Origin of the sequence: Streptomyces sp. Qhu_M48 (assembly GCF_051305195.1) — a bacterium.
Lineage (GTDB): Bacteria > Actinomycetota > Actinomycetes > Streptomycetales > Streptomycetaceae > Streptomyces.
The window spans coordinates 4,628,901-4,650,653 of the sequence record NZ_CP195432.1; the positions used below are offsets into that span (position 1 = coordinate 4,628,901).

At 71.7% G+C, this 21,753-nt stretch carries 19 protein-coding genes and 1 pseudogene; 10 read left to right on the forward strand and 10 right to left on the reverse strand.

Going from position 1 to position 21,753, the window contains the following annotated elements; all coding sequences use genetic code 11:
* Positions 1–74 precede the first annotated feature (74 nt).
* The 3 genes from ACRRSS_RS21035 to ACRRSS_RS21045 form a co-directional block, all read right to left on the reverse strand.
* Positions 75–971, reverse strand: coding sequence for a geranyl diphosphate 2-C-methyltransferase (locus ACRRSS_RS21035; RefSeq protein ID WP_435972666.1), 897 nt, complete (start codon positions 969–971; stop codon positions 75–77).
* 3 nt (positions 972–974) lie between these two features.
* A complete protein-coding gene (locus ACRRSS_RS21040; protein WP_435972667.1) occupies positions 975–2,366 on the reverse strand; it encodes a family 2 encapsulin nanocompartment cargo protein terpene cyclase in 1,392 nt (463 codons plus the stop codon).
* Between the two features lie 109 nt (positions 2,367–2,475).
* Positions 2,476–3,888, reverse strand: coding sequence for a family 2B encapsulin nanocompartment shell protein (locus tag ACRRSS_RS21045; RefSeq protein ID WP_435972668.1), 1,413 nt, complete (start codon positions 3,886–3,888; stop codon positions 2,476–2,478).
* A gap of 417 nt (positions 3,889–4,305) precedes the next feature.
* Here ACRRSS_RS21045 and ACRRSS_RS21050 point away from each other — a divergent pair, with 417 nt between their 5' ends.
* Both ACRRSS_RS21050 and ACRRSS_RS21055 read left to right on the forward strand, forming a co-directional pair.
* The gene (locus tag ACRRSS_RS21050) at positions 4,306–5,766 is read left to right on the forward strand and encodes a basic amino acid/polyamine antiporter (RefSeq protein WP_435972669.1); all 1,461 of its coding nucleotides are present in this window, start codon (positions 4,306–4,308) and stop codon (positions 5,764–5,766) included.
* A gap of 84 nt (positions 5,767–5,850) precedes the next feature.
* Complete coding sequence (locus tag ACRRSS_RS21055; protein ID WP_435972670.1) at positions 5,851–7,113, forward strand: arginine deiminase; 1,263 nt, start codon at positions 5,851–5,853, stop codon at positions 7,111–7,113.
* A gap of 153 nt (positions 7,114–7,266) precedes the next feature.
* On the opposite strand, the gene ACRRSS_RS21060 is transcribed toward ACRRSS_RS21055, so the two are convergent.
* The 5 genes from ACRRSS_RS21060 to ACRRSS_RS21080 all read right to left on the reverse strand — a co-directional run bounded on the left by ACRRSS_RS21060 (position 7,267) and on the right by ACRRSS_RS21080 (position 11,656).
* Positions 7,267–7,770 (reverse strand): DUF1269 domain-containing protein, encoded by a 504-nt coding sequence (locus tag ACRRSS_RS21060; RefSeq protein WP_435972671.1) that lies wholly within the window; start codon positions 7,768–7,770, stop codon positions 7,267–7,269.
* Between the two features lie 67 nt (positions 7,771–7,837).
* Positions 7,838–8,479, reverse strand: a complete 642-nt coding sequence (locus ACRRSS_RS21065; protein WP_435972672.1) for an FxLYD domain-containing protein — start codon at positions 8,477–8,479, stop codon at positions 7,838–7,840.
* 37 nt (positions 8,480–8,516) lie between these two features.
* Positions 8,517–9,611, reverse strand: coding sequence for a chemotaxis protein (locus ACRRSS_RS21070; protein ID WP_435972673.1), 1,095 nt, complete (start codon positions 9,609–9,611; stop codon positions 8,517–8,519).
* A 197-nt stretch (positions 9,612–9,808) separates the two neighbouring features.
* Positions 9,809–10,297, reverse strand: a complete 489-nt coding sequence (locus ACRRSS_RS21075) for a DUF1269 domain-containing protein (protein ID WP_435972674.1) — start codon at positions 10,295–10,297, stop codon at positions 9,809–9,811.
* 231 nt (positions 10,298–10,528) lie between these two features.
* Complete coding sequence (locus ACRRSS_RS21080; protein WP_435972675.1) at positions 10,529–11,656, reverse strand: hypothetical protein; 1,128 nt, start codon at positions 11,654–11,656, stop codon at positions 10,529–10,531.
* Between the two features lie 174 nt (positions 11,657–11,830).
* Between ACRRSS_RS21080 and ACRRSS_RS21085 the strand changes: the two genes are divergently transcribed.
* The 4 genes and pseudogenes from ACRRSS_RS21085 (at position 11,831) to ACRRSS_RS21100 (ending at position 14,361) form a co-directional block, all read left to right on the forward strand.
* Complete coding sequence (locus tag ACRRSS_RS21085) at positions 11,831–12,607, forward strand: class E sortase (RefSeq protein WP_435972676.1); 777 nt, start codon at positions 11,831–11,833, stop codon at positions 12,605–12,607.
* A 109-nt stretch (positions 12,608–12,716) separates the two neighbouring features.
* A pseudogene (locus ACRRSS_RS21090) lies at positions 12,717–13,162 on the forward strand (agmatine deiminase family protein); the annotation flags it as partial.
* A 50-nt stretch (positions 13,163–13,212) separates the two neighbouring features.
* The gene (locus tag ACRRSS_RS21095) at positions 13,213–13,452 is read left to right on the forward strand and encodes a DUF4436 family protein (protein WP_435975386.1); all 240 of its coding nucleotides are present in this window, start codon (positions 13,213–13,215) and stop codon (positions 13,450–13,452) included.
* A 144-nt stretch (positions 13,453–13,596) separates the two neighbouring features.
* Positions 13,597–14,361, forward strand: a complete 765-nt coding sequence (locus ACRRSS_RS21100; protein ID WP_435972677.1) for a hypothetical protein — start codon at positions 13,597–13,599, stop codon at positions 14,359–14,361.
* Between the two features lie 106 nt (positions 14,362–14,467).
* Here ACRRSS_RS21100 and ACRRSS_RS21105 read toward each other — a convergent pair whose 3' ends face one another.
* Positions 14,468–15,232 carry an ankyrin repeat domain-containing protein gene (locus ACRRSS_RS21105; protein WP_435972678.1) on the reverse strand — a complete coding sequence of 255 codons (765 nt, stop codon included), beginning with the start codon at positions 15,230–15,232 and terminating at the stop codon, positions 14,468–14,470.
* A 344-nt stretch (positions 15,233–15,576) separates the two neighbouring features.
* On the opposite strand from ACRRSS_RS21105, the gene ACRRSS_RS21110 reads away from it, so the two are divergent.
* The 3 genes from ACRRSS_RS21110 (at position 15,577) to ACRRSS_RS21120 (ending at position 18,847) form a co-directional block, all read left to right on the forward strand.
* Positions 15,577–16,668: a sugar ABC transporter substrate-binding protein gene (locus ACRRSS_RS21110; RefSeq protein WP_435972679.1), complete on the forward strand. Its 1,092-nt coding sequence runs from the start codon at positions 15,577–15,579 to the stop codon at positions 16,666–16,668.
* 113 nt (positions 16,669–16,781) lie between these two features.
* On the forward strand, positions 16,782–17,561 hold the full coding sequence (locus tag ACRRSS_RS21115; RefSeq protein ID WP_435972680.1) for an ATP-binding cassette domain-containing protein: 780 nt from the start codon (positions 16,782–16,784) through the stop codon (positions 17,559–17,561).
* The gene (locus ACRRSS_RS21120) at positions 17,558–18,847 is read left to right on the forward strand and encodes a sugar ABC transporter permease (protein WP_435972681.1); all 1,290 of its coding nucleotides are present in this window, start codon (positions 17,558–17,560) and stop codon (positions 18,845–18,847) included. Before ACRRSS_RS21115 ends, ACRRSS_RS21120 begins: the two co-directional genes overlap by 4 nt.
* Position 18,848: 1 nt before the next feature.
* On the opposite strand, the gene ACRRSS_RS21125 is transcribed toward ACRRSS_RS21120, so the two are convergent.
* Positions 18,849–20,690 carry a BCCT family transporter gene (locus ACRRSS_RS21125; protein ID WP_435972682.1) on the reverse strand — a complete coding sequence of 614 codons (1,842 nt, stop codon included), beginning with the start codon at positions 20,688–20,690 and terminating at the stop codon, positions 18,849–18,851.
* A 198-nt stretch (positions 20,691–20,888) separates the two neighbouring features.
* On the opposite strand from ACRRSS_RS21125, the gene ACRRSS_RS21130 reads away from it, so the two are divergent.
* A complete protein-coding gene (locus ACRRSS_RS21130) occupies positions 20,889–21,584 on the forward strand; it encodes a GntR family transcriptional regulator (RefSeq protein ID WP_435972683.1) in 696 nt (231 codons plus the stop codon).
* Positions 21,585–21,753: the final 169 nt, after the last annotated feature.

Genomic DNA, 21,753 nt, shown 5'->3' on the forward strand with positions numbered 1-21,753 from the left:
GGGCCCGTCGTCCGACGGGCCCGGCCCCTCCGGACCTCGTTCGGCCGTGGGCGGTCCGCGCCGCCCGCCCGGGCTCAGACCCGGTCGGCCGCGATCAGGACGTACTGGAAGGAGCCGTCCTTGTAGGAGTTGATGAACGCCTCCTCGATGCCGGTCACCAGGGACGAGGTGGCGCGCAGCTCCCAGTACGGCAGGGTGTCGGGCGTCAGGTCGATGACGGCCTGCGGCACGAGCCGGTTGTCGGCCATCGCCCGCAGGTACTCCCGGCGCGAGTGGATGTTGCACTCGAAGTGCGCGTTGATCTGGGAGACCCACTTCGAGGGCTGGCCGTAACGCGGGTTCCAGCAGCCGGTGATGGTCACGTAACGGCCGCCGACCGCGAGGACGCGGGAGTGCTCGGCGAAGAGGTCGTGGAGGTCGACGTACATGCTCGACTCGTTGTTCCACGAGCCCGCCGCCTGCCCGGTCTCGAAGGGCATGTCGAGCATGTTGCACACCCGGGCGCGGACGTGGTCGTCGATGCCGAGGTCCTTGGCGCGCTGGTTGCCGAAGTCGGCCTGCTTGGCCGAGAGGGTGACGCCCTCGACCTTGCAGCCGAAGCGCTGGTGGGCCATCACCATCGAACCGCCGCGGCCACAGCCCGCGTCCACGAGCGTGTCGTCGCGCCCGATGGTGCCGAGGTTGTCGAGGAGCACCTCGGCCTGCGCGGACTCCAGGCGGTGCAGCTCGGCGATCAGCTTCTTCTCGTACGCGCTGTCCGTGGTGTCGCCGAGGGCGGCGTGGTCGATGTCGCCGATGCCGTAGTGGTGGTGGTAGAGCCCGTCGACGTCGCCCAGGCGCAGGTTGACGGGCCTGGCCTCGTTGTTCCAGTAGCGGGCGATGTCCCCCTGGTAGGGCGTCGCCGGGGAGGGAACGAAGGTGGAGGCGACGTTGACGGGGGAGAACTCGGTGCTGGTCACAGATAATTCCATTTCTTACCAGAAATCGGGCAGGCTGTAGCGGTAGGTGTTGGTCTGGTGCCAGTAGTGGTTGCCGTCGACCCAGACGGCGACTCCCCGCAGGAAGCGCAGCACGCTCGGGACGGGGCAGGCGGCGGCGAGGGCGGCGGCCTCGGCCTCGAAGTCGCGCATGAGGTCGTTGTGGACCTCGACCGCCTTGAGGTAGCCCTCGCGGTCGGAGACGCCCTCCCGCTCGGCGATCACCACGGGCAGGTTCAGGTGCTTGCCGGGGGTGGCGAGCTCCTTCGTGTACGAGTACAGGTCGTTCACGATGGTGGTGGCGTTCCCGGCGAGCGCGAGGACGCGCTGCACGGCCGGCTGGGCGTGCAGGTCGGCCGGGAGTTCGTAGCCGCCGACGGTGTCGGTGATGGTGGGGCAGGGGCGGAAGTTGTTGAACTGCCGCATGGCCAGGTACTCCCACACCTCCGGCACGTGGTCCGTCTCGGACCAGGCAGCCTCGGCCAGGTACCCCAGGTGCAGCCGCGCCATGTCGTGCCGGAACCGGTCGGCCTGCGAGGGGGTCGCCCGCTCGGTGAAGTACTCCATGGCGGACCGGTAGGCGCGCCGGGGGGCGTCCGCGTGGAGCGACTCCGCCCACCCGGGGTGGTACTCCTTCGTCGTGTGCAGCGGGTCGAGGGCGGTGTGGGCGAGGAGGAGACGTCCGCCGAGGCCGATGGGCGAGCCGCCGTGGTCCTCGCAGTAGCAGTCGTCGACGGCGTTCTCGGCGACCATCAGGCGGGTGGCGACCATCAGGTGTTCGACGGTCGGCGCGTCCGGGTGACAGGCGACCATGTAGCGCCCGACGGAGAATCCGTCGAACTCGCCCTCCCAGTCGTCGGGGTAGAGCTGGACCTCGTCGAGGGCCCAGGCCTTGATCCTGCGGCTGACCTCGTCGACCCGTACGGGGTCGGGTTCGGGGACGGGGTGGAAGTAGAGGCCCGGGATCGGGTGTCCCTCGACGGGCGCGGCGGGCACCGGCGGCGCGGTCGGCTCCGGCACCGCCGCGCGACGGGCCAGGGAGAGGCCCGCGGTGCCCAGACCGGTGGGGCCGCGCAGCAGGCGCCCCAGGTCGGGGGCGGGTGGCGCGACGACCGCGTCGGGGGCTTCTGCGTCGGCGGCACCGGCAGGACCGGTCGGGACCACGGCAGGGGCGGCCCCGACGGCGGCGGCGACGGCCCGGGCCGCGGCGGTGAGAAGCGCGGTCGTGTCGGTGGCGGGCGCGGCCGTGACTGCGGGGGCCGCGGCCGTGCCGGCGGGGGTCACGGCCGTGACCGCGGGGGCCGCGGCCCGGGCGAGGACGTGGGCCCCGAAATGGGTGGCGGCGGTGGGCAGGCTCGACTGCAGAGGGGAAAGCCCGGGTTCGGGCATCCGTGGCTCCTTGGTGAGGGGGGTGGTCTGTCCGGGGCCCCGGGGCCGCTCGGCCGGCCCGGGGGAACCGGTCTGTCGCGGCCGTCGTGACGGCCGGCGGACAGCTCCTCTAGTCGCGCCTGCGGGCGATCTGCACGTTCTCGAGCACGCCCAGCGCGTTCGGCACGAGGATGGCGGCGGAGTAGTAGGTGGTGACGAGGTACGACATGATCGCCTGCTCGCTGATGCCCATGAAGCGCACCGACAGGCCTGGCTCGTACTCCTCCGGCAGGCCGGTCTGGCGCAGGCCGATGACGCCCTGGTTGTCCTCGCCGAGGCGCATCGCGAGGATCGAGCTGGTGTTGTCCTCGTTGATGGGGATCTTGTTGCAGGGCAGGATCGGGACGCCCCGCCAGCCCAGGACCTGCTGCCCTTCGAGGGCGACGGTGTCCGGGTAGAGCCCGCGGGCGTTCCACTCGCGCCCGATCGCCGCGATCGTCCTGGGGTGGGCCAGGAAGAGCTTGGTGCCGCGGCGGCGACAGAGCAGCTCGTCGAGGTCGTCCGGGGTGGGCGGGCCCGAGTGGGGCTGGATCCGCTGCTTGAAGTCGGCGTTGTGGAGCAGGCCGAACTCCGGGTTGTTGATCAGCTCGTGTTCCTGGCGCTCGCGCAGCGCCTCGACGGTGAGCCTGAGCTGCTCCTCGGTCTGGTTCATCGGCCCGTTGTAGAGGTCGGCGACCCTGGTGTGGACCCGGAGGACGGTCTGGGCGACGGAGAGTTCGTACTCGCGCGGCTTGAGCTCGTAGTCGACGAAGGCGCCCGGCAGCGCGATCTCGCCCGTGTGACCGGCCGACATCGCGATCTCGGCCTCGCCGTGACGGTTCTGCCGCTGGAGGGGGAGCGAGCTGAACTCCTGGATGTGGGCCTGGAGGCCCGGTGCCGAGGCCAGGACGGCGGCGAACTCGGCGCGGGAGAGGGTGAGCAGCGTGCCGGAGGTCTCGGCGGTGGCGGTGTAGTCCCATCGGGCGTCGGCGTCCAGAAGGGCGTTCTCACCGAACCGGTCGCCGTCGGCGAGGACGGACACGGCCACCTCGTCGCCGTACTTGCCGAGGGAGGTCTGGTTGATCCGGCCGTGGGCGATGAGGTGGATCTCGTCCGCGGGGGCGCCGCGCACGACCAGCACCTCGCCGGCGCCGAAGTCGCGCTGGACGCACCGGCCGGCCAGCGCGTCGAGCACCTCCTCGTCCTCGAAGCCGCGCAGCAGGGCGAGTTCGCCGAGCTCGCGGGGGATGACCCGGACGCGGGCGCCGTCCTGGACGAACTCGACGCGCCCTTCGCCGACGGTGTAGCTGAGCCGGCGGTTCACCCGGTAGGCGCCGCCCTTGGTCTCCACCCAGGGGAGCATCCGCAGCAGCCAGCGGGAGCTGATCTCCTGCATCTGCGGGGCGGACTTGGTCGTGGTGGCGAGGTTGCGGGCAGCCGCGGTGCTGAGGCTGGACTGCTTCGGCGCGGCCGACTGTACGTCCGGGCCGGTGTCGACGGTCATGGGGCGGGCTCTCCTTCGCAGGGGGGTGGCGCCCGGCACACGGGTGCGCGGGTCGATGAAGAGGAGAAAGAGGAGGAAAAGGGGAAAAGAAGAGAAAGGCGAGAAAGGGGGTGAACCTCTGGGAATCCGTCCAGATCCTGGGGAACAGTAACGGCCGGTCCGCCCCGTTCGCCCGGTCGGAGCGATCGCATTACCTCGAAACGGCGATCTTGCTTCCCGGGAGGTTCAACCAGGTGAAGGACGGTATTCGGACGACCTGGCCGAGAGCCCGTGGGTAGCAGGCACCCCCGGACCCACGCGGACGGCACGCACGGGAAGCACACGCGGGGAGCACCTGCCACTTAAAGGGACAAACCGCAACATTCAAGCTAGATTCGGCCGACCGAGGATCCCCTGAGTCGCCTTCGAGGTAGGTCAATGTCGAACGCTGATGCCCCTGCGGACGCCGCCACATCCGGCTCTCCACCGGCGGCCAAACTGACACTCGTCACGCTGACCGCGATGGTCGTCGGGTCCATGGTGGGAGCCGGCGTGTTCTCGCTGCCCCGGCGGTTCGCCCAGGAGACGGGGGTCGCGGGTGCGCTCATCGCCTGGGCGATCGCCGGCTTCGGCATGCTGATGCTCGCCTTCGTCTTCCAGACGCTCGCGGTACGCCGCCCCGACCTGGACGCGGGTGTCTACGCGTACGCGAAGGCCGGTTTCGGCGAATACCTGGGCTTCTTCTCCGCCTTCGGCTACTGGGCGAGCGCCTGCGTCGGCAACGTGACGTACTGGGTGCTCATCATGTCGACGATCGGCGCGATCGCCCCGGCGCTCGGCGACGGCGACACCGCGCTCTCGATCGTCCTGTCCTCGGCCGGACTGTGGGCGTTCTTCCTGCTGATCAGGCGCGGGGTGAAGGAGGCCGCGGCGATCAACCGGATCGTCACCGTGGCCAAGGTCGTCCCCATCATCGTCTTCGTCATCCTGGCCCTGTTCTCCTTCGACCCGTCCGTCTTCGCCGACAACTTCGGCGGCGCCGACTACGCCGGCTCGCTCTTCAACCAGGTCCGGGGCACCATGCTCGCCACCGTCTTCGTCTTCCTCGGCGTCGAGGGCGCCAGCGTGTACTCGCGGCACGCCAAGCGCCGCGAGGACGTGGGCCGGGCGACGATCCTGGGCTTCCTCAGCGTCTTCGCCGTCTTCGCCTCGGTGACCATCGTGTCGTACGGGATCATGCCGATGAGCGAGATCGCCGAGCTGCGCCAGCCCTCCATGGCGGGGGTCCTGGAGGCCGCCGTCGGCACCTGGGGCCAGGTCTTCATCAGCGTCGGCCTCATCGTCTCCGTCCTCGGCGCGTACCTCGCCTGGACCCTGATGGCCGCCGAGGTGCTCTTCGTGGCGGCCAAGGACGAGGACATGCCGCGCTTCCTCGGGCGCTCCACCGGCGACGACGTCCCCGTCCCGGCCCTGCTCATGACGACGGCCCTCAGCCAGGTCGTCCTGGTCGTCACGGCCTTCTCCGACGACGCGTTCAACTTCGCCCTCGACCTGACCAGCGCGCTCAGCCTGATCCCGTTCCTGCTCGCCGCCGCGTTCGCGGTGAAGATCGCCCTGCGGCCCGCGCAGGAGAAGGTGGCGGGCCGGAGTACCCGACGGGAGCTGGTCGTGGCCATCCTCGCCACGGTGTACACGGCGTTCCTGCTGTACGCGGCCGGGCTCAAGTTCGTCCTGGTCTCCTTCATCCTCTACGCGCCCGCGACCTTCCTCTTCGTCAAGGCCAGGCGAGAGCAGGGCCGTCGGCTCTTCTCCCCGCGCGAGCTGGTGATCCTCGCCGTCTCGACCGCCGGCGCCGTGCTGGGGATCACGGCTCTCGCGGCCGGCTGGATCAGCCTCTGAGCCCCTCCCTCTCCGTCCCCCTCCTCACCCGCATCCGACACCTCGCTCTTCGTCCCCTCCTCACCCGCATCCGAAAGGCCCCGCATGACCAGCAACGACGCTTCCGCCACGCCCGCGCTCGGCGTGTACTCCGAGGTCGGACGGCTCCGCAAGGTCCTTGTCTGCTCCCCGGGGCTCGCCCACCGCCGGCTGACCCCGACCAACTCGGACGACCTGCTCTTCGACGACGTGATGTGGGTGGAGAACGCGCAGCGCGACCACGCCGACTTCGTCGACGAGCTGACCCGGCGCGGGGTCGAGGTCGTGGAACTGCACGACCTGCTCGCCGAGACGATGGCGATCCCCGAGGCACGGGCCTGGCTCCTCGACCGGAAGATCACCGCGAACGAGGTCGGCCTCGGGCTCATCGACGACACCCGGGCCTTCCTCGACGGCCTCCCCCCGCGTGAACTGGCCGAGTTCCTCATCGGCGGCCTGTCCACGGCGGACCTTCCCGACGAGTTCCGGTCCGGCTACGTCTCCCTCGCCCGCGAGGCCACCGGCGCGCGCGAGTACCTGATGCCGCCGCTGCCGAACACGCTCTACACCCGCGACACCACGTGCTGGCTGTACGGCGGCGTGACCCTGAACCCGTTGTACTGGCCGGCCCGGCACGGCGAGACCCTCCTCATGAAGGCGATCTACACCTTCCACCCCGGCTACCGTGCCGCCACCGTCTGGTGGGGCGATCCCGAGCAGGACTGGGGCCAGGCCACCTTCGAGGGCGGCGACATCATGCCCGTCGGCAACGGCGTCGTCCTCATGGGCATGAGCGAGCGGACCTCCCGGCAGGCGATCACCCAGGTCGCCGCCTCGCTCTTCAGGAACGGCGCCGCCGAGCGCGTCGTCGTGGCCGGCATGCCGAAGCTGCGCTCGGCCATGCACCTCGACACCGTCTTCACCTTCGCCGACCGCGACATCGTGACGCTCTACCCGAAGATCATGGACTCGGTCCACACCTTCTCGCTGCGGCCCGGGGACAACGCACCCGGCGTCGAGATCACCGACGAGGGCGGTACCCCGTTCGTGGACGTGGTCGCCAAGAGCCTCGGCCTGCCGCGGCTCCGCGTGATCGAGACCGGCGGCGACGTGTACGCCTCCGAGCGGCAGCAGTGGGACAGCGGCAACAACGCCGTCGCGCTCGAACCCGGTGTCGTCTTCACCTACGACCGGAACACCCAGACCAACACGCTGCTGCGCGAGGCGGGGGTCGAGGTCATCACCATCGTCGGCGCCGAACTGGGCCGGGGCCGGGGCGGCGGCCACTGCATGACCTGTCCGCTGATCCGCGACGCCGTCGAGTTCTGACCCGCGCCCGGCTCACGCCTCCGCGACACGGAACCGGCCGTCCCTCCCCCGTGGAGGGACGGCCGGTTCGGCGTGCTCCCGGTCCGCCCCGGTCGTCGGGTCGGACCGGGAACCGGAGCGGACCGGGCCGGGCCTCGGGTCCGGAGCGCCGGGTCAGGCCGTCGCGGCCGTGCCCGCCAGCTGCTCGGCGAGCTCCCGCTCGCCCTCCTCGGAGAGCGAGGTCTTGAGCACGGTTCCGCCGAACTTCTCCATGGCCGCGGCGAACTCGCCCTCGGTGATCTTCGACGCCATCACCACGACGGCGGCCGAACCGGGTGCGAGCAGCGAGCGGACCTTGTCGCGGAAGGTGTTGTCGACGCCCATCTGGTTGAGCTTGCCGATGAGGCCGCCGACGGCGGCGCCCACCACTCCGATCGCCGGCGTGAGGATGACGAGGCCGAAGACCATGCCCCACAGGGCTCCGGCCGTGGCCGAGAGGGCGACCTGCCCCTCCCGCCTGGCCGGCGTGTCCACATGGGTCTCGCCGTCCGCGTCCACCGAGACGACGGCGACGCCGGTCAGTTCGACCACCTGACGGCTCTCCAGCTTCCGGACCTCGGTGAAGGCCCGCTCGGCGACGGCGCGATCCTCGTAGCCGAGCACGATGAGTTCGGACATGCGCCTCTCCTCCTGTGGGGTACCGACGCCGAAATAGGTACCGCTCCGCGGGATACCGCCGCCGGAATCAGTACCGCTCCGCCTTGACGAGTTTCGGGGTCAGTACCGGCTCGGGAGGCTGTCGGCTGATCACCAGCGGCTGGGCGCGCCCGCCCGGTGCGAGGTCCTCGACACCGACGAACTGCGTCTCCACGACCTTGCCCGAGGAGTCCAGGAAGTCGACCTGGACGGCGTAGGAGGCCTCTTCGTCCGTCCTGTTGGTGATGTTCAGGACGACGGTCAGCACGCCTCCGGTCTCCGCCCGGGGCTTGCCGGTCATCGCGACCTCGCTCCGCGCGTTGCCCGGGGCCTCCACGTCCTTCAGCTCGTCCTCGGCCTGCTGACGCGAACGCTCGACCTCCGAGCCGATGGACGCCTTGCGCGAGGCCTCCCGCTCGGAGGCCGACGCCGCGGCCGAGGAGGCGGACGCCCGCGCTGACTCGACCGCCTCGGAGGCCGCCGAGGCCAGGGGGGAGGGCGGTTCGCCCGAGAAGTCGTCCGTGTCGGGGGCCGTGGGGCGTTCGCTGAAGGTGGGGCTGCTGGTGTCGGCGCCGCCGCCGTCGCAGGCCACGAGGCCGGTGGCGCCGAGGGCCGTTACGACGACGGCCGCGGCCGCGCTCACCGCCCGCGCCCGGACCGAACGTCTCGCCCGCGCCGAAGTGGGGTTCACAGGATGGTCCTCTTCTCGTTCCGTGCCGCGTCCGGGGTCAGTAGCGCAGGACGCCGGCGATGCGGTCCATGTCGAGCAGGGTGTCGTCGCGTACGAACTGGACCTCGGCGCCGGTGTCGAGGGCCCGCTCGACGATCTCGTCGACCATGTCGTCCCGCGCCTCGGGCTCGGCGGGCTCGGCCGGTTCCAGATGGCCGCCCTCGTCCCGTACGACGGTCCGGTAGTGGTCCTCGACGGCGAGCAGCCGCATCCGGCCCTCCTTCACGGCCTGCCACACCTCGTCGATGCCGCCGGCGAACTCGCGGCGGCCCCGTGCCGCGTCCAGCTCGGCGACGACGGTGGTCGACGCGGCGGCCTCACGCGCGGCACGGGCCGGCTCGACGGCCTCCTTGACCGCCGCGGCGGGGCCGCGGGCCAGTCCGCCGCGGTGGATCGGCGTGGTGCCCGGCGGGAGCGGCCCGGTGTCCTCAAGGAGCGCGAGGGCGGCGGGCTCACCGATCACGTACATCGGGCGCGGCTCGGAGGAGAGGACGACGCGCAGTGCCGTGTGCGCCTCGCGCAGGAACTGGCGGGTGGCCTCGTCCTGGAAGGTGCTGGGCAGGTCTCCGACCCGCTCCTTGCGCTCCGCGTCCGGGTCTTCGAGGCTGCGGGTGAGCGGGAAGCCGTCCTCGGTGTGCTCGGTGACCTGTTCGGGGCTGCCGCTCCAGAGCGAGACCCGGTCGGCGGCGACCGCGAGCGTCCACGAGGGCTGTTCGGCGGCCTGGGCGGCGACGAGGTTCCGGGTGAGGAAGGTGTCGGCGACGACGACGCGTTCCGGGACGGTCCTGGCCACCGTCCACACGTAGTGCTCCCCCGGCGCGACGAAGATCACGAGACCTTCCTCGGCGTGCGAGAGGTCGATCTCGGCCACCGCTCGGCGCAGCTGGTCGAGTACGTCGTCCCGGCGCTCGCGGGTCACCCCCGGGTCGTCCTGGACCGCCTTCTCCGCGGCCGCCACGAGATTGCGGAGGCGTACGGGGTCCTGGGCGTTCTCCGGCTCGCGGCGGTGCGTCGGCATCACGAGCGACAGGGCGGGGTACGGGCGGGGCTGTCGCAGCTTCGCGAGCACGTCACTGCTGAGCGCGGGGTCCATGGGAGAGCCTTCCTGACGAATTCCTGCGGTTCTGCGGTTCCCGGCGGTACTGCCGGTACTGCCGGTGCTGCCGGTTCGGTCGGTCCTGCCGGTACTGCCGGTTCGGTCGGTTCTGCGGTTCTCTGCGGTGCGGCGGGATCTGCGGTTCTTCGCGCGCCGGTGCCACCGGCCGGCGGGTGTCCGGTGCGGGGGCGCCCCTACTGGGGGCCCGCGAGCTGGTCGGCCAGTTCCTTCTCGTCCTCGTCGCTGAGCGAGGTCTTGAGGACGGTGCCGCCGTGCGGCCGCATGGCCACCGTGAACTTGTCGTCCGTGATCTTCGAAGCCATGATCACGACGGCGGCCGAGCCGGGCTTGAGGAGTTCGTCCACCTGTTGGCGGAAGCGGTCGTCGACGCCCGACTTGCTGAGCTTGCCGACGAGTCCGCCGAGGGCCGCTCCGGTCAGGAGTCCGACGCCGGGCAGCAGGAAGAGGATGCCGAAGATCGCGCCCCACAGTGCGCCGGAGGCGGCGGAGACGCCGACGATGCGGCTGCTGGTGTCGACGTGGGTCCTGCCTTCGGTGTCCACGGAGACGATCGCGAGCCCGTTGAGGTGCACGACGTAGTCCCGTTGCAGGTCCTGGACCGTGGCGAAGGCCTGCTCGGCGACCTCGGGGTCGTCGTATCCGATGACGATGAGCTCAGACATTCCCGCCTCCTCGGAGAAGGGAATCCTCGAGGTCTCCCTTCCGACGGAGAGGCTCGGACGGCCTCTCCGGGATCACGAAGTGCCATCTTGTCCCGATACCAGGTGGTACGCGACTCGGTGTCCCGCCACACGGGGGAGCACCGCCGCACGGCGGTGCCATGTACGGGGCTCGGGTCCGAGCGAGACATGAAAGGTGCGTGAACACGTTCCGGTACGGACAGGGGGTGCGTCCTAGAAGAACCCTGCTCTGCTCAGCCGCGCGCCGTCCTCCATGAGCTCCCTCAGCCATGGACTGCGGACGGCCGGAATACGCACCATGGCATGCCGGAACGCCCGCCCGTCGACCTGGAACGGAGGTCGGGGCCGTGACGCCGACGGGTCGAAGTCGTCACGGAGAACACCTTCGGGCAGGCCGCCGGAGGCGGGGACGGGACGGCCCCGTTCGGGGAGGACCAGCCCCCGCCACACCCCGAACGCCAACGGCACCCTGCACGCCTCGCGTGCCGCGCCGGGCGGGGTCCAGGCCTCCCCCGTCTGCGGATGGGCCGGCACCAGGAGGATGTCGGTGTCCGGTGCCGGGGCGGGCACTCCGGGCCCGGCCAGGGCGGCGCGACGCGCCCGCGGCCCCGGGGGCAGCAGCGCGTCGAGCGCGGGTCGGAACACCTCCCCCGCCAGGCCGTCCGGGACGGTCACCGGCCGCCCCTCCGAGGCCGCGAGCAGGTGGGCGAGCGCCTGGCCGACCGCCGCCTGCCATCGAGGGCTCCAGGACCACCAGTGATTCGTCCAGTGGGCCACCCGCGTCCGCGCCCCCCACCCGGCCATCGCCTCGAACGGGGGCGTGCTCACCCCCTCCGCCATCACCCGCGCCCAGGAGTGCGGTGTGGTGTCGGTGCCGTCGACGGGGAGGCGAAGCACCGCGTCCGGGGCGAGCCACAGCGCCTGCCAAAGCGAGCAGTCGTCGATCCGGGTCGCCACGGGCAGCCCACACGCCACGCAGGCCACGTTGGGGCCGTCGGCCCTGCCGAGACCGCAGCAGTAGCCGCCCCCACCATGCTCCGGGATCAGCCGGGTGCCCGGGGCGTCGCCGGGCGCGAGGACGATCGCACCGGGCGCGCCGCCGGAGAGTGGGTGGTGCGGCGCGTAGACGCCACGGGCGGCGGCCTCCTCGGGGCCGATCTCCTCCCATGTCCGCCACGGCGGCCCCGAGGGCTCGGGATCCACCGCGAACGTGCCCGACTCCATGAGCACCGGAAGCTGTGTCCCGTTCCCGTACGACTGATGGGCGTGGGCCGGCAGGACGACCTGGGACAACGGAGTGGTCAGCTGAGCGCCGCACCCCGCACACACGAATACGAACAAATGCCCTCCGTCCGGGAAACAGAGGGATCATGACAGCGGGGCGGCGTCCGGCCAACCCGTTTTCCGGCGGTGAGGCCGGGGCGGGGCACCGGGGATCCACCGGCTCCCGGGCTTCGACCGAGCGGGGTGGCCGCCGTGGGTGCCGGAGCGCGGGGCGTGGGTCATCCTGGGGAGATGGGTGCGAAGCGTGGAGCGTCTCCCCGGGGACCGTCCGTCGGCCGGGGCCGCCGCCGGGTCCGGGTCGCCGTCCTCACCACGGTGGTCGCGGTCGTCGCCGCGCTCTCCGACTGCGCGGACGGCGACGGTACGGCCACGGGCGCGCACGGGCCGACAGCGGTGGTCCCGGCGGCCACGGCGTCGGGCCCCTCGGCCGAGGCCGCCCCTCCCGCCACCACTCCCCCGGTCACCCCCGCCACGTCGCCGGCCCCCTCGCCCCGGGGGCCCGTCGCCGCCGAGGTGTCCATACCGTCGATCGGGGTCGAGGACCTGGTCGTCGTGCCGTACGAGGGGACGACCGACGACGCCGCCGGCACCCGTGTCCAGGACCGTGGCGTGGCCGCGAGTCCCTACGGTGAGCGCGGTGGCGTGGGGCCGGGCGAGATCGGCAACTATCTGGTGACCGCCCACCGGCTCTCGGCCGGCGGACCCCTGCGCGAGCTGCCCTCGGTCGAGGTGGGGGACGAGGTGCGCGTCGTCGCCGAGGGGACCGTCTACACCTACGAGATCGTCGAGACCCGGACCACGTCCTTCCGCTCGGCCCGTTCGCTCGCCGAGCAGCGGGCGGCGGTGCCGGGCGAGCCGGGCGAGAAGCCCACCCGGGCCATGATCACGCTCTCCACCTGCGCGACGCCCGAGGACAACGCGGCGGGCAACTTCTGGCGGGACGCCCAGAACAACCCCGAACACCGCATCGACAAGGTCGGCGTCCTGACCTCCACCCGCCCCGCGTAGGCGTCCGGCGCGCGGCTGCGACCCGCGCCGGGGGCCGCTACGGCTTCCGCAGGGCGGCCAGCTCCACGTCGACGGCCTCCCGCAGCAACGTGCGCGCGTGGTCGACCGCGAGGCCGACAGCCTCGTCCGGTTCACCGCCCCCGGTGTGGTCCTCCTCGACCAGGCGTTCCCCGGCTCGCCGCCCGACTCCTGGGCGTGCTCGGCGGACCGGGCCCGCTCGGTCCTGGAGAAGGCGACCGACGCGCGCGGCCGACGCTTCGAGATCGTCGACCTGCCGCAGCCCGACCTCGACCGGATCACCGGCCCGAGGGCCACGACTTCGTGTCGACGTACGCCAACTTCTACGTCGCCAACGACTCCGTCTTCATGCCGAAGTTCGGCGACCGCTTCATGCCGAAGTTCGGCGACCGGGCGGCCGACGACCGTGCCCGGGGCATCCTCCAGGAGCACTTCCCGAAGCGGGACGTCGTACGGGGGCAGATCCACACCATCGCCTCCGGTGGCGGCGGCATCCACTGCGCGACCCACGACCAGCCCGGCGAGCCCGCCGCCTGAGCCACCCTCCTCCCCACCCTGGAGCACGGCCGTGTCCCCGAAGCGACGTCCTGCGCGTCCTCGTCACGCCGCGCGGCACGCCGGCGGAGGCGGGCGGCATCTCCCCCGCCGAGGATCCGACCCTCCCGGCCTCGTCGTCCGTGCGCGGGGACCTCATCTTCCCCGCGCACAGCCGGCTCGCCACGGTCGACGTGCCCGTCGCCCTGACGGGCGACGCGGTCACGGACTGTCCCTTCGACGCGTACGAGGCGGCGCCGCCGCCGCGCGCTGCGCCGCCGGCGGTCGGCTGACCCACCGTCCCCGTCCCGGGCGCCACTCCCCTTCCGTCGTCCACGCTTCCGCTCCGAGGATCTGAGTAGCGGTACTCATGCCGGGAGCGGGGCGCGGCGGGACCATGTGTCGCCAGGGGTGTGGACCGGCGCGGAGGGGGCGGCATGAGCAAGGTCGTGGGGGCGTTCGTGGCTGCGGGGCTCGCGGTCGGAGCGCTGGTGCTGGCGTACGCGGTGGGGGCCCCGCCCGGGACGGTGCTGGCCGTGGGGGCGGGCGTCCTGGGGCTGCTCTGGCTCCTGCTGCTCCTCACGGCCCCGTGGAACCTGTACTTCCGGGCCCATGCGGTCCTCGCCGAGATCGCGGTCAGCCGGGAGAAGGGCCTCGTCGTCTCCGAGGAGCGGGACGGCGAGGCGCGGCGGATCGCGCGCGCGATGCTGCGGGTCGCCGTCGCCGGGCACGTGGTGACGGCGGGCGTGGCGCTCGCGGTGGCCGCCGCGACCGGCCGTGGGGCCGGCTACTGGTTCGCCGGGTTCTTCCTTGTCAGTACGTTCTTCAGACCGGCTGGAGCGTACTTCGGGCAACTACGGGGCAGGCTCGGCGTCCTACTGAAGGACGTGACGTTCCCGCGCGACGACGTGGTGGCGCTGACCGGTCGGGTGGCCGCCCTGGAGAGCGGGGCCGCTGTGCTCGACGGCAAGGCGGAGGAGCAGTACCGGGCCCTCGCCGAGCTGCGCCGTACGGTGGACGCCGTCGCCCTCTCCGCGCATGGACGCGCCGACGGGACCGACCGGAGGATCACCGCGCTGGCGCGGGAGTTCGAGGCGACGGTGAACCGGCTCACCGACAACGAGGAGATCATCACCGGCCTGAAGGCCTTCCTCAGGCTCCTGCGGACCACTGGCACGGCCGAGGTCACCGACGTCACCTGAGGCCCCGGCCCCGCACGGGGCCTTCGTTCTCCTGCGGGGCCTTCGTTCCCGTGCGGGGCCTTCGTTCCCGTGCGGGGCCTTCGTTACCGTGCGGGGCCGGGGCCTCTCACACGCCGTCGGCCGCCTCGCGTTCGGCGCGGGTCCGTGCCCCGTGGGCCGTCAGCCAGGCGACGACCTCGTCCGCCTTCCCGGCGCGGGCGACGTCCAGCGGGGTGAGGTCGTCCCAGCCGATCCAGTCGATGTCCGCACCGGATTCCAGGAGGCGGGCGGCGGTGGGGAGGCGGCCGCCCTGACAGGCTCCCCAGAACGCCTCGGTGAGCTCTTCGCGAGCGGGCGGCGGATCGGCGGCGAGACGGGCCTCGATCTGGTCGAGGAGGCCTAGGGTAGCGGCGTCCTGGAAGGTCGCACGGGCGCCCAGTTCGAGCAGCCGGTGGGCGGCGCGCCACTGCCCGAAGGCGCGGGCGTCGGCGAGCGGCGTGCCGCCAGCGATCACGGCGCCGTCGGCCTCGATATCGGCTCCGGCGGCGACGAGCGCGTCGATCATGGGGACGTCGTCATTGCTCGCGGCCCAGTGCAGGGGCGTCTCGCGGTGCGCCCCGGTGAAGCGGGTGTCCGGGTCGGCGCCGGCCGCGACGAGCACGGCGACGGTCTCGGGGCCGCGGGGCCGGTGGCCGGGCCAGTCGGCGGCCAGGTGCAGCAGGCTCCGCCCGCCAGGGCCGTGGCCCTCGCGGTCCTCGACGACCCGGGCGGCGGCGAGCCAGGGGTGTGCGGTGAGCAGTCCGCGCAGGGCGTCGAGGTCGCCGGCGCGGACGGCCTCGGTGACGGCGACGGCGACGGGGTCCTGGGAGCGCAGGGTGCGCGGGGTGGGCATGCGGACAGGGTGCCGCATGGGGGACGGGACCGCACAGGCCGGGCCTGAGCCGACGGGACCACACCGCCGGGCCTGAGTCGACGGGGCCGCGGGACCACGCCGCCGAGCGTGAGCCGACGGAGCCACGCCGCCCGGCATGAGCGCACGGGGCCGTGCCGCCCGGCCCGAACCGGACGGGATCGCACAGGCGCGGGTTGAGCCGACGGGACCGCGCCGCGCCGCCTGAGCCGTTTCACCCGCTTGCCGGTCCCCAGCTTGCGGCTAATGTCGATATATAGGCCACATGTGCATCCTCGTTCCCGCACTCGTGAGGCGGCGGGAGGGGAGTACGGAAGGAGCCTCCCATGACCCGTACATTGCGGGGCGCGATAGCCCTGGCCGGAGCCACCGCCCTCTGTCTGGGCGCGGTGGCGACCAGCGGGGCGGTCCAGCCGGGCGCGGCGTCTGCGGCGCGGCAGGACGTGAAGATCGGCCTGTTGCTGCCGGAGAGCAAGACCACGCGGTACGAGAAGTTCGACCGGCCGTACATCGAGGCCAAGATCAAGGAACTGGCGCCGAACGCCCAGATCGACTACTACAACGCCGCCGAGAGCGCGACCACCCAGCAACAGCAGGTGAACACGGCGCTGGCCAAGGGCGACCAGGTGCTCATCCTGGACGCGGTGGACGCGAAGTCGATCCAGTCGTCCGTGCAGAAGGCCCGTGACGCGGGCGTGAAGGTCGTGGCCTACGACCGTCTCGCGCAGGGCCCGGTCGACGCGTACGTCTCGTACGACAACCGCAAGGTGGGCGAACTCCAGGGCCGGGCGCTCCTCGACGCGCTCGGCGACAAGGCCGCGAGCGGCCAGATCGTGATGCACAACGGGTCGCCGACCGACCCGAACGCGGCGGAGTTCAAGGCCGGGGCGCACTCGGTCCTGGACGGCAAGGTGAAGATCGGCAAGGAGTACGACACGCCGAACTGGGACCCGAACAACGCCAACCAGCAGATGTCCGGCGCGATCAGCGCCCTGGGCAAGGACAACATCGTCGGCGTGTACTCGGCCAACGACGGACTGGCCGCCGGTATCGCCACCGCGCTGAAGGCGGCGGGCATCAACGTGCCGCTGACCGGCCAGGACGCCCAGCTCGACGCGATCCAGCGGATCCTGCTCGGCACGCAGACGATCACGGTCGAGAAGCCGTACAAGCCGGAGGCCGACATCGCGGCGACGATGGCGGTCAACCTCGCCGAGGGCAAGCCGCTGCCGGCCGACCTGACGCCCACCACCGTCACCAGCGGCAGTGGCCAGAAGGTGCCGGCCAACCTGCTGACGCCGATCGTGGTCGACAAGGAGAACATCAAGGACACCGTCGTCAAGGACGGCCTGTACACGGTCCAGGAGATCTGCACCCCGACGTATGCCGCGGCCTGCAAGGAGGCCGGACTCCAGTAGCGGCACGGCGGTTCCGTCCCGGGCCCTTCGGCCCGGGGCGTCCCGCCCGGGGCGGCAGTCGTCCCGGCGGGGCTCGGACCCGCGCGAGCGGGCGAGCGGAGGAGGCGGTTCCTTTGCCTGAGGCACCCGTGCTCACACTCCGGGGCATCTCCAAACGCTTCGGCGCGGTCCAGGCGCTGAAGGACTTCGATCTGGACGTCCACGCGGGTGAGGTGGTCGCGCTGGTCGGCGACAACGGCGCCGGCAAGTCCACCGCCGTCAAGTCGATCGCCGGGGTGAACCCGCCCGACGAGGGCGTCATCACCTGGGAGGGCAGGCCGGTCTCCATCGGCCGGCCGCACGACGCCCAGAACCTCGGCATCGCCACCGTCTACCAGGACCTGGCGCTCTGCGACAACCTCGACGTGGTCGCCAACCTGTTCCTGGGGCGGGAGTTGCGCCGCTTCGGCGTTCTCGACGAGGTCCGCATGGACCAGCGGGCGCGTGAACTCCTGGAGACCCTCTCCATCCGCATCCCGAGCGTCCGCATCCCCGTCGCCTCCCTCTCCGGCGGTCAGCGCCAGACGGTGGCGATAGCCCGCTCGCTGATCGGCTCGCCGAAGGTGGTCATCCTCGACGAGCCGACCGCCGCGCTGGGTGTGGAGCAGACCGCGGAGGTCCTCGACCTGGTCGAGCGGCTCCGTGAGCAGGGCCTCGGCACCATCCTGATCAGCCACAACATGGTGGACGTGATGGCGGTCGCCGACCGGATCGCGGTGATGCGCCTCGGCCGGAACAACGGCTTCTTCGACAAGCGCTCCACGACCACCGAGGAGATCATCTCCGCCATCACGGGGGCCACCGACAGCGCCGTCACGCGCCGTCAGGCCCGCAAGCTGGAGGACGACCGATGAGACGCGACCGGGGCCGAAGCCCCTCCGGCGCCGACGACGCCAGCCAGGAACCGGCGTCCGGTGCCATGCCCGCCGTCGACACCCGGCTCCTCGTCCGCGAGGAGGGCGTCAAGGGGTACCTCGACGAGTTCCGGCGCAAGCTGCGCAGCGGAGAGCTCGGGTCGCTGCCGGTCGTGCTCGCCGTGATCATCATCTGGACGGTGTTCGGCAGCCTCAACAGCACGTTCCTCTCGGCCCAGAACCTGTCCGACCTCAGCCAGCAGATCGTCGGCACCGGCATGATCGCGGTCGGCATCGTCTTCGTGCTGCTGCTCGGCGAGATCGACCTCTCCGTGGGTTCGGTGAGCGGTCTGTGCGCCGCGATCTTCGCGGTGCTGAACGTCCTGAACGGCATGAACGAGTGGCTGGCGCTCCTGATCGCCATCGGGGGCGGCGCGGCGGTCGGACTCGTCCAGGGCTTCTTCTTCGCGAAAGTCGGCGTGCCGGCGTTCGTGGTCACCCTCGCGGGCAACCTCGCCTGGAACGGGCTGATGCTCCAGGTGCTCGGCAGCAGCGGCACGGTCAACATCCCCAGCGAGTCGATCGTCTCCCGGCTCTACTCGACGGTCTACCACAGCCCGGCCGCCGCCTACATCGCGGCGGCCGTCGGCGTCGGGCTGTTCCTGGCGGCCTCGCTCCTGGACGCCCGACGCCGCCGGGCGGCCCGGGTGCCGTCCCGTCCGGTCGCCGAGATCGTGCTGCGTACGGTCGTCATCGCGGCGATCGCCTTCGCCACCGCGTACATCCTCAACCGGTACCAGGGCCTGCCCCTGGCGCTCCTCGTCTTCCTGATCGTGCTGGTGCTCCTGGACTTCGTGCTCCGGCGCACCACGTACGGCCGCCGGATCTTCGCGGTGGGCGGCAACATCGAGGGCGCGCGCAGGGCAGGCATCAGCGTGCCGTTCGTCCGGATGTCGGTCTTCTCGATCGCCGGGACCATGGCGGCCGTCGGCGGGCTCTTCCTCGCCGGCCAGATCCAGTCCGCGAGCCAGACCTCCGGCGGCGGCAACCTCCTGATGAACGTCATCGCCGCCGCCGTCATCGGCGGTACGAGCCTCTTCGGCGGCCGCGGCACGGTGTGGTCCGCCCTGCTCGGCGCCCTGGTGATCGGTTCCATCCAGTCGGGCATGAACATCATGGGCGTCAGCAACGCCGTCCAGTTCATGATCACGGGTGCGGTCCTCCTGGCCGCCGTGGTCGTCGACTCGCTGTCCAGGAGGAGCCAGAAGGCCGCCGGCAGGGCGTGAATCAGGACCCGCCAAAGTCCGTGCCGGAGCCTGATCCGGTGCCGGGGCCCTTGCCGGAGCCCGTGGCGGAGCCCGTGCCCGTGCCGGGTCCGGTGCCGGGTCCGGTGCCGGTGGATCCGTCCGAGTCCGCGGTGCCGGGGCCGATACGGAGTTCGAAGTCGCCGTCGTAGCGCTCGTGGCCCGCGATCACGGCGAGCTCCATGACCTCCACGCCGACCTCGCCGCGGACGATCAGCGGATCCTTGCGGAGGTCCCGCATCAGGGCCACGCACATGCCGATCATCACCAGGACGAACGGCGCCGCGACCAGGATCGTGAGGTTCTGCAGACCCGCGAGGGCGTCGCCCTGACCGTCGCCGATGAGGAGCATGATCGCGGCGACCGCGCCGGTCACCACGCCCCAGAAGACCACCACGGGGCGGGTGGGCTCGAAGGAGCCGCGCTGCGAGAGGGTGCCCATGACGATCGAGGCGGCGTCCGCGCCCGACACGAAGAAGATCCCGACGAGGATCATCACGAGCAGGCTCATGGCACCGGCGATCGGGAACTCCTGGAGCACTCCGAAGAGCTGCCCCTCCGGGGTGCTCTCCCCCGCCAGCTCGCCCTGCTCGCTGAGCTTCATCGCCGTACCGCCGAAGACGGCGAACCACACGAGGCTGACGGTGCTGGGCACCAGGATGACGCCCCCGACGAACTGGCGGATGGTGCGGCCCCGGCTGATCCGGGCGATGAACATGCCGACGAAGGGCGTCCACGAGATCCACCAGGCCCAGTAGAAGACGGTCCAACTGCCGAGCCAGTCGTGGATGTTCGAGCCACTGGTCGCCTCGGTGCGGCCCGCCAGCTGCGGCAGGTCGCCGATGTAGGCGGCGATCGAGGTGGGCAGCAGGTCGAGCACGATGATGGTGGGTCCGGCGACGAACACGAACAGGGCGAGCACGGCGGCCAGCACCATGTTGATGTTGGAGAGCCACTGGATGCCCTTCTCCACCCCGGACACGGCGGAGAAGACGAAGGCCACCGTCAGGACGGCGATGACGGTGACGAGCAGCCCGGTCCCCGCCTTCTCCATCCAGCCCAGCTCCTCGAAGCCGCTGCCGATCTGGAGCGCGCCGAGCCCGAGCGAGGCGGCGGAGCCGAACAGCGTGGCGAAGATGGCCAGGATGTCGATGAACCGGCCGGGTCCGCCGTACGCCCGCTTCTCACCCATCAGCGGGACGAAGACCGCGCTGATCGTCTGCCGGCGCCTGCGCCGGAACGTGGAGTACGCGATGGCGAGCCCCACCACGGCGTAGATCGCCCACGGATGGAGCGTCCAGTGGAAGAGCGTGGTGGCCATGGCGGTCTGCATCCGCTCGGCCGAGTCGACGGGATGGGTGCCGGGCGGCGGGGTCCCGTAGTGGGCGAGCGGTTCGCTCACGCCGTAGAACATCAGGCCGATGCCCATACCGGCGCTGAACATCATGGCGATCCAGGACACCGTCCGGAACTCCGGGCCCTCGCTCTCCTGGCCGAGGGTGATCCGCCCGTAACGGCTGATCGCCAGCCAGAGCGCGAACACGACGAAGCCGGACGCGGCCAGCATGAACGCCCAGCCGCCGTTGCGGATCAGCCCGTCCAGGAGGCTGCTCGACACGCTCTCCAGGCTGCCCGTGGCCGTGGCGCCCCAGACGACGAAGGCCACGGTGAGGACGGCGGTGACACCGAACACGATCCGGTCGGTACGGGCGCGATGGTGGTGGTCCGCGCGGCCGGGCAGGTCCGCCGTCACCGGCAGCCCCTCCCTGCCGCTCCGTTCGGCGCCCGCTCCGCGCTCGTCGGGCCCCTGATCTTCCTCTGACACAGATGACACCTTTCACCGGCAATGCGGTATTTCAACACAAACATGACGATGTCTCTGTAAGGCAGTACCACAGCCGGGAGCGAACACCGGGGACCAACAGACCCCCACGGCTTGACCGGTGGCCCGAGACGGCCCGACGTATCCTCGCCCCGGGCGGCCCGAGCGTGGGGCGGACGTGGACGGAAGAGGTCGGAACAGGTGGCGGACAGACACAGGAGCGGCTCGGCGAACGGCGACGAGGCCGCGTTCCCCACCCCGGTCCCGCTCGGCACGCGCGCGCGGGAGGCCGTCCTCCAGCGGATCGTCGACCGGCGGTACGCGCAGGGCGCCCGCCTCGTCGAGCGCGAGGTCGCCGAGGAGCTCGGGATGTCCCGCGTCCCGGTCCGCGAGGCGCTGCGCGCCCTGGTCACGGAGGGGCTCCTGGAGCTGCTCCCGCACAGCGGGGTACGCGTGCGCCGCCTGGAACGGACCGATGTGGAGTACCTGTACGAGGTGTGGGAGCCGCTGGCGGTCCAGGCGTCCCGGCTCGCGGCGCGGGCACGCGCGGCAGGCGACACCCGGGGGCTCCGCACGCTCGAAGCCACCCTGCACCAGGCCGAGTCGGCCGCCGCGGCGGACGAGGGGACCCGCGAGGTGGCCGCCCACACGGCGTTCCACGAGTCCGTCGTGGCCATGTCGGGCAACCCGCTGCTCGCCCGCACCATGGAGCAGCTGAGCTGGCAGCTGCGCCTCGTATTCGGCCTGCGCGAGGAGCCCGCGCACATGCGGGCCCAGCACGCCGAGATGTACCGGCACATCGCCGCGGGGGACCCGGAGGCGGCGGCGGCGAGCACGCTGCTGCACGTGCGGGACAGCAGGACGGTCGCCCTGCGCTCCCTCTTCGGCGACGCCTGAGGACCTTCGGCCCGCCGCGAGCCACCCTGGGGCATTCGTATACCAAAAGGGTGACGCAGCATCCTCCTGACGCTCGACGACGTCACATAACGGCCCTTTATGGATCTGCCGAGCCTCACCCTTGTCGCTCGCCCCCGGCTTGGTATACAAAACGGGGAGCCCTCGGCCC

Bases quoted from the DNA above. Each gene is read 5' to 3' on its own strand.
- ACRRSS_RS21120 (WP_435972681.1), top strand. From the start codon at position 17,558: ATGAGACGCGACCGGGGCCGAAGCCCCTCCGGCGCCGACGACGCCAGC.
- ACRRSS_RS21075 (WP_435972674.1), bottom strand. From the start codon at position 10,297: ATGTCTGAGCTCATCGTCATCGGATACGACGACCCCGAGGTCGCCGAG.
- ACRRSS_RS21085 (WP_435972676.1), top strand. From the start codon at position 11,831: ATGGGTGCGAAGCGTGGAGCGTCTCCCCGGGGACCGTCCGTCGGCCGG.
- ACRRSS_RS21110 (WP_435972679.1), top strand. From the start codon at position 15,577: ATGACCCGTACATTGCGGGGCGCGATAGCCCTGGCCGGAGCCACCGCC.
- ACRRSS_RS21045 (WP_435972668.1), bottom strand. From the start codon at position 3,888: ATGACCGTCGACACCGGCCCGGACGTACAGTCGGCCGCGCCGAAGCAG.
- ACRRSS_RS21060 (WP_435972671.1), bottom strand. From the start codon at position 7,770: ATGTCCGAACTCATCGTGCTCGGCTACGAGGATCGCGCCGTCGCCGAG.
- ACRRSS_RS21055 (WP_435972670.1), top strand. From the start codon at position 5,851: ATGACCAGCAACGACGCTTCCGCCACGCCCGCGCTCGGCGTGTACTCC.
- ACRRSS_RS21105 (WP_435972678.1), bottom strand. From the start codon at position 15,232: ATGCCCACCCCGCGCACCCTGCGCTCCCAGGACCCCGTCGCCGTCGCC.
- ACRRSS_RS21100 (WP_435972677.1), top strand. From the start codon at position 13,597: ATGAGCAAGGTCGTGGGGGCGTTCGTGGCTGCGGGGCTCGCGGTCGGA.
- ACRRSS_RS21070 (WP_435972673.1), bottom strand. From the start codon at position 9,611: ATGGACCCCGCGCTCAGCAGTGACGTGCTCGCGAAGCTGCGACAGCCC.
- ACRRSS_RS21035 (WP_435972666.1), bottom strand. From the start codon at position 971: ATGGAATTATCTGTGACCAGCACCGAGTTCTCCCCCGTCAACGTCGCC.
- ACRRSS_RS21040 (WP_435972667.1), bottom strand. From the start codon at position 2,366: ATGCCCGAACCCGGGCTTTCCCCTCTGCAGTCGAGCCTGCCCACCGCC.
- ACRRSS_RS21050 (WP_435972669.1), top strand. From the start codon at position 4,306: ATGTCGAACGCTGATGCCCCTGCGGACGCCGCCACATCCGGCTCTCCA.